7 protein-coding genes are annotated in these 8,899 nt (G+C 68.5%); 4 read left to right on the top strand and 3 right to left on the bottom strand.

The genetic code is table 11. From position 1 onward, the window contains the following. From FKV24_RS18080 to FKV24_RS18070, 3 genes are all read right to left on the bottom strand, one after another. Positions 1-1,350 (bottom strand): pseudouridine synthase (locus tag FKV24_RS18080; protein ID WP_141483383.1); only part of this gene is annotated, 1,350 nt, incomplete at its 3' end. Continuing rightward, entirely contained in the window at positions 1,343-2,299 is a 957-nt protein-coding gene (gene scpB / locus FKV24_RS18075; protein WP_141483382.1) for an SMC-Scp complex subunit ScpB, read from the bottom strand. The genes FKV24_RS18080 and scpB, both read right to left, overlap by 8 nt. 40 nt (positions 2,300-2,339) lie before the next feature. Further along, on the bottom strand, positions 2,340-3,311 hold the full coding sequence (locus FKV24_RS18070; RefSeq protein WP_111266229.1) for a segregation and condensation protein A: 972 nt from the start codon (positions 3,309-3,311) through the stop codon (positions 2,340-2,342). Positions 3,312-3,791: 480 nt separating this feature from the next. On the opposite strand from FKV24_RS18070, the gene FKV24_RS18065 reads away from it, so the two are divergent. The 4 genes from FKV24_RS18065 to FKV24_RS18050 all read left to right on the top strand — a co-directional run bounded on the left by FKV24_RS18065 (position 3,792) and on the right by FKV24_RS18050 (position 8,754). Then, positions 3,792-4,091 (top strand): YciI family protein, encoded by a 300-nt coding sequence (locus FKV24_RS18065; protein ID WP_141483381.1) that lies wholly within the window; start codon positions 3,792-3,794, stop codon positions 4,089-4,091. A 17-nt stretch (positions 4,092-4,108) separates the two neighbouring features. Then, positions 4,109-4,399, top strand: a complete 291-nt coding sequence (locus FKV24_RS18060; protein ID WP_111268035.1) for a BolA family protein — start codon at positions 4,109-4,111, stop codon at positions 4,397-4,399. 152 nt (positions 4,400-4,551) lie between these two features. After that, positions 4,552-5,577 (top strand): LacI family DNA-binding transcriptional regulator, encoded by a 1,026-nt coding sequence (locus tag FKV24_RS18055; RefSeq protein WP_141483380.1) that lies wholly within the window; start codon positions 4,552-4,554, stop codon positions 5,575-5,577. Between the two features lie 117 nt (positions 5,578-5,694). Then, positions 5,695-8,754, top strand: a complete 3,060-nt coding sequence (locus tag FKV24_RS18050; protein ID WP_141483379.1) for a TonB-dependent receptor — start codon at positions 5,695-5,697, stop codon at positions 8,752-8,754. Positions 8,755-8,899 lie beyond the last annotated feature (145 nt).

Raw genomic sequence — 8,899 nt, 5'->3', positions numbered from 1 at the left:
GCCGCCGCCGGCATGGTCGGACGGGAAGTGCACGGCATTGCCGGGATGGCCATAGGGATGCGCGGCGCGCTGGCCCGGCCCCTTCTTGCCCTGCGGCTTGGCGCCCTGGCCCTGGCCGCCGCCGGGACGTCCCTTGCCGAACTTGCCGGCGCCGCGCCCGCCGCCCGGATTGCGGTGGCCGTTGGGACCGGTCTCGACGCCATCGGGGACGTACCAGGTGCGGAACGCGGCCGGGCTGCCCTCGGGCAGCTTGGGGCCCTTCTGCTTGCGCTGCTTGAACGGCTTCTGCGACTGCTTGGCCGCGGCCTCGCCGCTGACGGTGAGGCCGCCATGGCCCTTCTTGCCGCCGCGGCCGCGACCGCGGTCCTCGCGGACATGGTCGAAGCGACGCAGCTCGCGGCCCTCGTCGGCGCGGCTGGGGCCGCCGACATAACCCTGGGTGCGGTCGCTGCCGGTCAGGTTGATGGTCGCCCGGGCCGCCTTGCGCTGGCCGATCACCGGCTGCAGGGTCAGCGCGGACGGCGTGCCGTCCTCCAGGCCCAGTTGCTTGCGCAGCGCTTCGACCCGGTCGCCCGCCAGCTCCTGCGAGTGGCCGCGCAGCAGTTCGCGCGGCAGGGTGACCTCGCCGTAGCGGATGCGCTTGAGGCGGCTGACCTGGCAGCCCTGCGACTCCCACAGACGGCGCACTTCGCGATTGCGGCCTTCCTTGACCACGACCCGGAACCAGTCGTGCGAGTCGGTGCCGCCGATGCGTTCGACCTCGTCGAACTTCGCCGGGCCGTCCTCGAGGGCGACACCGCGGCGCAGCCGGTCGGGGATGCTGTCGGCGACGTTCTCCTGGCCTTCCGGCGGACGCACGCGGCAGACGTACTCGCGCTCGACCTCGTAGGAGGGGTGCATCAGCGCGTTGGCCAGCTCGCCGTCGGTGGTTAGCAGCAACAGCCCGGTGGTGTTGATGTCGAGGCGGCCGATCGCGATCCAGCGGGCGCCCTTGAGCGCGGGCAGGGCCTCGAAGACGGTCGCACGGCCTTCGGGGTCCTCGCGCGTGGTCACCTCGCCCTCGGGCTTGTTGTACATCAGCACGCGTGCCGGATCGGTCAGCGCGCTGGCGACGAACTGGCGTCCGTCCAGCTCGACCTTGTCGCCGCCCTTGATCGACATGCCGACCTGGGCGACCTCGCCGTTGACCTTGACCAGGCCGTCGGCGATGCGCTGTTCGAGGGCGCGACGGGAACCGAGCCCGGCCTGGGCCAGCACCTTGTGCAGGCGCTCCTCGAGGCGGGGCGTGGGGGCGGCGGCGTCGCTGCCGGCGCGCTTGAGGGTGAGCTTGCGGCTCTTCGTATCAGTCATTTCTCTGCTCCGGCACGTCCTCTTCGGAGGCGGCCTCAGACTCGGGAACGGTCGTCGTCTCGACGGCGTTGGCGATGGCCTCGGGCGGTACGCCCGCGTCCACTTCCGGTGCTGCCGAAAGGTCGTCGTCAGCCTCGGGCTGCGACGCCATTTCGTCGTTCTCGTCCGCCGCGCGCTCGCCCGGCGCGGCTTCGGGTTCTTGTGCGGCCTCGGACGGGAGCGTCCCGTCGTCCTCCGCGGTAAGGGGGGATGGGTTCTCGTTGTCGCCCGCGTCGGCGTCGGCCTCGGTTCCGGCGTCGGCCTCGTTCGCGGCGTCTTCCTGGGGGGCGGTCGCGATGCCACCGGCGGCGATCGCCTCGCCTTCGCCGGGCGCGGCCGACGGCTTCTGGCCGTCGTCGAATTTGAGCTGGGGTTCCAGCTCGCCGATCTCCTTGAGTTCGGACAGCGGCGGCAGTTCGTCCAGGCGCTTGAGGCCGAAGTAGTCCAGGAACACCTTGGTGGTGCCGAACAGGGCCGGCTTGCCGGGCACGTCGCGATGGCCGACGACGCGGATCCATTCGCGCTCCTCCAGCGCCTTGATGATGTTGCTGTTGACCGCCACGCCGCGGACCTGCTCGATCTCGCCACGGGTGATCGGCTGGCGGTAGGCGATCAGGGCGAGGGTCTCCAGGGTCGCGCGGGTGTAACGGGTCTGGCGCTCGGTCCACAGGCGCGCGACCCAGGGGTGCACGTCGCCCTTGACCTGGAAGCGGAATCCGGAGGCGAGCTCGACCAGTTCGACGCCGCGCTCGGCGCAGCCCGCCTGCAGCGTCTCGATCGCGTTCTCGACGCTACCGTTGGGCGCCGGCTCGTCCTCGGGGAACAGCGCGTGCAACTGGGTCAGCGTCAGCGGCTGGTTCGCCGCCAGCAGGGCGGCCTCGACGATCCGGGTGATGAGCGATTGATCCATGCGGTGCTTCGGAATGGTTGGGGTCGGGGACGGCCGCGCCTCAGGCGGGCTCGTCGTCGTCGAACTCGCTGCTGAGCTCGATCTGGCTGGGGTCGTCCAGCACCGCCAGCGACTTGACGTAGATCGCCGCCAGCGGCGCCTCCTGGACGATGTCGACCAGTTGCTCCTTGGCCAGGGTCAGCAGGCCGAGGAAGGTCACCACCACGCCGAGCTTGCCTTCCTCGACGGTGAACAACTGCTCGAAGCGGTGGAACTGGCCGTCGTTGAGCCGCTCCAGCAGCTCGCCCATGCGTTGACGGACGTTGAGCGCGTCGCGCTTGATCGCGTGCTGGGTGTACAGCTCGGCGCGCTTGAACACGTCGTGCAGCGCCAGCAGCATCTCGCGCAGCTCGACCGGTGGCGGCAGCCGCACCGCGGCCCGGTCGGGAACGAAGGCCGCCGCCGGCGCGGTGTCGCGATCCTGGCGGGGCAGGCCGTCCAGGTCCTCGGCGGCCTTCTTGAAGCGTTCGTATTCCTGCAGCCGGCGGACCAGCTCGGCGCGCGGATCCTCTTCCTCGCCTTCCTCGGCCGGCGGCCGCGGCAGCAGCATCCGCGATTTGATCTCCGCCAGCATCGCGGCCATGACCAGGTAGTCGGCGGCCAGCTCGAAGCGCATCTCGTGCATGGCCTGGATGTACTCGACGTACTGGCGGGTGATGTCGGCGACCGGAATGTCGAGGATGTCCAGGTTCTGCCGCCGGATCAGGTACAGCAGCAGGTCCAGCGGTCCCTCGAACGCCTCCAGGATGACTTCCAGCGCGTCCGGGGGGATGTACAGGTCCTGCGGGATCTGCAGCACCGGCTGGCCGTGCACCACCGCCAGCGGCATCTCCTGCTGCTGCGGCTGGGCCGCGGCGGACACCGTCTCCGCCTGCGCTCCGGCTTCGGCCGTCGCGACGCCGCCGTCGGACGACGGGGCTCCGTTCTCGGCTTCTGGCTGCTCGGTCGCGTCGGGCGCGGCTGTCTGGGTCATGCGTGGGCGGCCCCTCCTGGGGCCTTGCGGTTCGGCCTTGGCGGCCGCTGTGTTGCGGATCGCGACCCGTCGGAGACGGATCGAGCGGTGCCGTCGACGCCGGGATGCCCCGGAGCCTGGATCGGCCACGGGCGGATTGCCCATGAGTGCGACGGACGAGATGCGACAGACTGCATAAAGGTCGATGCGGCGCGGAACAGCCCCAATGGCCCCGACGCGGGCCGCGCGGCGGAGGAGGTGCGGGAGTCGTTACGGCCCGGGCAGGTGTGCGGCAGCGACGCACCGGTGGGTGCATTGCGTGACGACGGCGTGGGGAGCCTGTCGTGACGGGCCGCTGCGTTCCGGCCTCTGGCTATTGACAACTAGGGTAAGGGCTCGCGGGAAGCCTGTCCAGCGGCTGTGGGGCGATCGGCCCCAGGCCCTACAATGCCGGTTCAGCGCCGGAGCCGGCGCAGGCATCGTGGAGAGGACCCGGACGGCATGTGGTACGTGATCGAAGGCTATGACGGTGAAGAGGTGCTGGAGCGGCGCATGGCCGCCCGGGCCGGGCATCTGGCGCGACTGGCCGCGCTGCGCGACGAGGGGCGGCTGATGCTGGCCGGCCCGTGTCCGGCGATCGATGCCGAGGATCCGGGGCCGGCCGGTTTCAGCGGCAGCCTGGTGGTCGCCGAGTTCGAATCGCTGGACGCCGCCCGGGCCTGGGCCGATGCCGACCCCTACGTCGGGGCCGGGGTCTATGCCCGGGTCGAGGTGAGGCCGTTCCGCCGGGTGCTGCCATGAAGCCGCTGCCGCCGGTCATGCCCGGTTCGCTGCCGCGCGAGCAGCGGGTGCCGGCGATCCGTGCCGCGCTGGAGGCGGCGCTGGCGCCGGTCGAGCTGGAGATCGTCGACGACAGCCAGCGCCACGCCGGCCATGCCGGCGCCCGCGACGGGCGTGGCCACTTCCGGGTCCGGATCGTCAGCCAGGCGTTTGCGGGAATGGCCCCGATCGCCCGTCACCGGGCCGTCTATGCGGCCCTGGGCGGGCTGATGGAGACCGACATCCACGCCCTGTCGATCGAGGCCTCGGCGCCGCCGATCGGCGCCTGATCGATGCCGCGCCGCAACATTTTTCGATCGAAAAATCCCAGTTGAAACAAGGATTTGTGAGCCACCTCGGGATTTTGCGAACGCGACTTTACACAATTTGATGAAAACGTTTACAGTCGCCCCGCACCACGCCGCGGAGGGGCGGTCCGAGCTTGGCAAACGTCACCATCAAAGATGTCGCGCGCGCGGCCAGTGTATCGGTCGCCACCGTCTCGCGGGTACTCAACGGTCACGACAATGTGACCGAGCACGTGCGCGACCGGGTGCTGTCGGTCGCCCGTGAGCTGCGCTACACCCCGCATGCCGCCGCCCGCAGCCTGAGCAGCCGTCGTACCCAGGCGCTCGGGGTGGTGCTGCCGGACCTGCATGGCGAGTTCTTCTCGGAGTTGATCCGCGGCATCGACCAGGTCGCGCGTCGTCACCGTCTGCATCTGCTGCTGTCGAGCTACCACGGCGACGTCGAGGAGCAGGGCACCGCGTTGCAGGCGATGCGCGGGCGCGTCGACGGCCTGCTGGTGATGTCGCCGTACACCGCCGCTTCGCAGAGTCTGGAGGACGCGCGCTCGCTGTCGCAGCTGCCGGTGGTGCTGATCAACAGCCAGTCCGGCGGCGCCGCCGGCACGGTGCTGGGGGTCGACAACCACGGCGGCGCCAGGGTGATGGTCGAACACCTGGTGTCCGGTGGCCATCGCCGGATCGCCTTCATCGCCGGGCCGGAGGACAACTTCGACGCCCACGAGCGCCTGCGCGGCTACCGCGATGCGCTGGCGGAGCTGTTGCCGGACACCGCCGAATGGATCCTGCGCGGCGACTTCGACGAGGCTTCCGGGCATCGTGCCGGGCGCGAGCTGATCGCCGCGTCCGAGCGTCCCGACGCGGTGTTCGCGGCCAACGACATGATGGCGCTGGGGTGCATGTTCGCGTTCCTGCAGGCGGGCATCGACGTGCCCGGCGAGATCGCACTGGCCGGCTTCGACGACATCCCGTTGGCCGGCTACGTGCATCCGGGCCTGAGCACGATGCGGGTCAACATCGCCGAACTGGGTTCGCACGCGACCGAGCTGCTGGTCGCGGCGATCGCCTCCAAGGAGCCGGTAACGGAACCGAGGCGATGGCTGGCGACCGAACTGATCGTGCGCGAATCCAGCGGTCCGCCAGGGCGGCGGACTTCCAGTTAGCCCGGAGTGGGCGCAATGCGGTTTCACCATGGCTTGCTGTCGTCAGCCATTTTTTGGACTTTGCATGTAAACGGTTTCAAAGCTTGAGACATTTCTTCGGAGAGAGGGGAAAGGTTCATGAAGCATCAAGCAGTCAACAAGCGCCAAGCGGTCAACAAGCGCCGTGACGCGTTCCATCCACGACCGGGCGTCCTGGCCTGCGCGCTGGCCGGGTGTCTGGCCATCGCTTCGCCGGCCGCGCTCGCGCAGAGCACGTCGGCGATCATCCACGGCCAGGTCACGGTGGACGCCGCGCCCGCGGACGGAGCGACGGTGACGGTGACCAATACCGCGACCGGCCTGTCGCGCAGCGCGCAGACCTCGGCGTCGGGCGGCTACAGCCTCGCTGGCCTGCCGCCGGGCACCTATCGGGTCGAGGTCAGCGCCGGCGGCGGCAGCACCTCGCAGTTGGTGACCGTCCGTGTCGGCCAGACCGCGCGGCTCGACCTGAGCGCCGGCGGCCTCGCCGAGACCGGACCGGTCGACGCCGCCACCGACCTGGACACGATCACCGTCACCGGCACCCTGCTGGCGGAGACGCGGACCTCAGAAATCGCGACCTACGTGTCGCAGAAGCAGATCGAGGCGCTGCCGCAGAATTCGCGCAACTTCCTCGCCTTCGCCGATACCGTGCCGGGCATGCAGTTCGTCACTCCCGCGAACGGCCAGGAAAGCCAGCTGCGCAGCGGCGCGCAGGGTGCCAGTGCGATCAATGTCTACATCGACGGCGTCGGCCAGAAGAACTACGTCACCCCCGGTGGCATCACCAGCCAGGACGACAGCGAGGGCAACCCGTTCCCGCAGGCGGCGATCGGCGAATACAAGGTCATCACCTCCAACTACAAGGCCGAGTACGACCAGATCAGCAGTGCCGCGGTCACCGCGGTGACCCGCTCGGGCACGAACGACTTCCACGGCAGCGTGTTCTGGGACCGCAGCAGTGAGGGTTGGACCTCGCCGTCGCCGCGAGAGGAGGCCGAAGGCGTGAAGGACGAGGAGTCGGTCGATCAATATGGCCTGACCTTCGGCGGACCGATCATCCGCGACAAGCTGCATTTCTTCATGGTCTACGAGGGCAAGGACATCCTGCGCCCGGCGCCGGTGCTGCCGCCGGATCAGTTGACGCCGGCCGATGTCGCCGCGCTGCCCTCCGAGATCAGTTCGCAATACCGCAGCGCCAGCCGGCCGTTCAACCAGGACACATATTTCGGCAAGCTCAGCTGGCAGGTCTCCGATGCGCACCTGATCGAGCTGATCGCACGCGAACGCCGCGAGACCGGGGTGCTCGGCATCGGCGGGGTCAATGTGCCCAGCGCCGGCACCGCGCTCAACAACGACGAGAGCCGCTACGACCTGCGCTCGGTCTACTCGACCGTGAACTGGCTCAACGACGCTCACATCACCTTCGAGGAGGCGTCCTACAACCCGTCGCCGGTCACGCCGATCTCCAGCAACCGCTATACGGTCGTCAACCAGGGCAACAATGAATTGCAGGTCCTCAACACAGGCGGCGGTCCCAGCTTCCAGGACAAGGGCCAGAAGGGCTGGGGCTTCCAGGACGACCTGACCTTCTTCGGTTGGGAAGGCCATACCCTGAAGATGGGCGTGAAGTACAAGCAGGTCGATCTGAAGGCGTTCCAGCAGTTCCCGCCGTTCCCGCGTTACTGGTACGACGTGAACGAGAGCCTGACCCAGCCGTACCGGGTCGAGTACACCACCGCGCGGATCGGGCGCGACCCGTTCGTGGAGTCCAAGAACAAGCAGTTCGGCATCTACATCCAGGACGACTGGGAGGTCACCGACAGACTGACCCTGAACCTCGGCATCCGCTGGGACTACGAGCGGATTCCCAGCTACACCGACTACCGGCTGGATCCGGACATCGCCGCCGCGCTGCGCGGCTGGAGCAACATCCAGAACACCGACTACGACATCGAGGACTACATCAGCGACGGCGGCAACCGCAGCGACTTCAAGGGCGCCTGGCAGCCGCGGCTGGGCTTCTCCTACGACCTGTCCGGCGACCAGCGCCACGTGATCTTCGGTGGCGCCGGCCGTGCCTACGACCGCAATCTGTTCGACTACATGGCGCGCGAGTACTACGGCGGCGCGTTCACCACCTTCCGCCTCAACTTCCCGTCACCGACACATTGCGATCCCGTCCTCGCAACCTGCACGCCGTTCGACCCGGCGCTGCTGACCCCTGAGGGCCTGGCCGCCTATGCGGCCGCCAATCCGGTCGCCGGCGGCGAGGTGCAACTGCTGAACAACGACCTGAAGACACCGTACTCGGACCAGTTCAGCATCGGCATGCGCAATATCGTCGAGTGGTGGGGCCACGACTGGAACACCTCGGTGACCTTCTCGCATATCCGCAGCCGCGACGGCATCTACTTCCATCTCGGCAACCGGCGTCCGGACGGCAGCTTCCACGAACGCGAGGATCTGGGGCAGACCTGGGGCGGTACCCCGTGGGGTTTCGGCATTCCCGGCTATGGCAGTCTGATCCTGGCCGACAACGGCTTCGAGTACAACCTGAACTCGTTGCTGGTCTCGCTGGACAAGCCGTTCACCGAGGCCTCGCCGTGGGGCTTCAATCTGGCCTACACCTACAGCGATGCCGAGGAGAACCGGCCGCGCGCCTCGGAAGGTGAGACCTATCTGTTCGATTATCCGTTTGCGACCGACCGGTTCTACCCGTCGACCGGCGTGCCGGAGCATCGCCTGGTGCTGTCGGGGATCTATTCGCCGGGCTGGGACCTGACCTTCAGCGGCAAGCTGGTGCTGGAGAGCCACAAGCCACGAGCAGCCAACAACTGCCTGAATTCGCCGTTGCCGGCCTCCGAGCCCAACTACCTGTGCTACTACGACCCGTACACGCCCGACGGTTCGATCGGCTACAAGCGCTTCGACCTGGCCGCGGAGAAGCGCTGGAATACCGGGAGCGACGTCTCGTTCAAGGTCCGCGCCGACCTGATCAACGTGTTCAACTGGGCCAACTGGAACCAGTTCGACGGTCGCTACGGTACCGGCCCTGACGGCCGCCTGCCGGTCAATCCGGACCTGGGCCAGCGCACGGGCAACGAGATCATCGAGCCCTCGCGCACGTTCAAGTTGTCGTTCGGCTTGGACTGGTAAGCCAGGGCTGGAAGCCCGTCGCGGTACCGGTCGCGTGTTCGTGGCCGGTGCCGAACGGGGTGTGCACACGGCCGTACGGCCGCGATCGAGGAGGGAAGCTTTGCTGTCCAGAGCCGGTGCCCTGAACACAACCGCCGCAGCCGTC

It is taken from the genome of Marilutibacter maris (assembly GCF_006546735.2).
In the GTDB taxonomy this organism is placed as follows: Bacteria; Pseudomonadota; Gammaproteobacteria; order Xanthomonadales; family Xanthomonadaceae; genus Marilutibacter; species Marilutibacter maris.
This window is presented reverse-complemented; position numbering and strand designations above follow the sequence as displayed.

What these genes read in the sequence shown, in the direction of transcription:
- scpB (WP_141483382.1), bottom strand. Translation starts at nt 2,299, where the DNA reads ATGGATCAATCGCTCATCACCCGGATCGTCGAGGCCGCCCTGCTGGCG.
- FKV24_RS18070 (WP_111266229.1), bottom strand. Translation starts at nt 3,311, where the DNA reads ATGACCCAGACAGCCGCGCCCGACGCGACCGAGCAGCCAGAAGCCGAG.
- FKV24_RS18065 (WP_141483381.1), top strand. Translation starts at nt 3,792, where the DNA reads ATGTGGTACGTGATCGAAGGCTATGACGGTGAAGAGGTGCTGGAGCGG.
- FKV24_RS18060 (WP_111268035.1), top strand. Translation starts at nt 4,109, where the DNA reads ATGCCCGGTTCGCTGCCGCGCGAGCAGCGGGTGCCGGCGATCCGTGCC.
- FKV24_RS18050 (WP_141483379.1), top strand. Translation starts at nt 5,695, where the DNA reads ATGAAGCATCAAGCAGTCAACAAGCGCCAAGCGGTCAACAAGCGCCGT.